Source organism: Paenibacillus oleatilyticus (assembly GCF_018998565.1).
Lineage (GTDB): Bacteria > Bacillota > Bacilli > Paenibacillales > NBRC-103111 > Paenibacillus_G > Paenibacillus_G oleatilyticus.
The window spans coordinates 1-309 of the sequence record NZ_JAHNZO010000222.1 but is presented as its reverse complement, the minus strand read 5'-3'; the positions used below and the strand labels follow the sequence as shown (position 1 = coordinate 309).

Here is a 309-nt window from a genome sequence, read left to right as displayed (position 1 = left end):
CATGGGCGCTACCGGCCGCCGCTTCGTGCTGGGGGACATGACGGTCACCCGCGCGGTGGTGCAGCTGGACAACGGCGGCTACGGCTACAGCTATATCGCCGGGCGCGACAAGGCGCACGCCGAGCTGTGCGCGCTGGCCGATGCGCTGCTGCAACAGCCGGAACACGGCGAACGCCTGCAACAACAGCTGATCGCGCCGCTGGCCGCGCTGCAGCACGAACAGCGCCAGCTGCGCGCCCGGGCGATCGCCGCCAGCCGGGTGGACTTCTTTACGCTGGTGCGAGGGGATTAAGCCATGAGTTTATTGAC

Annotated in this window: 1 protein-coding gene; it reads left to right on the top strand. The window is 68.3% G+C overall.

Features of this window, described 5'->3' with window-relative positions; all coding sequences use genetic code 11:
* A partial coding sequence (phnG, locus tag KQX66_RS39230) for a phosphonate C-P lyase system protein PhnG (RefSeq protein ID WP_126201288.1) occupies positions 1-292 on the top strand: 292 nt, incomplete at its 5' end.
* Between the last annotated feature and the right edge of the window lie 17 nt (positions 293-309).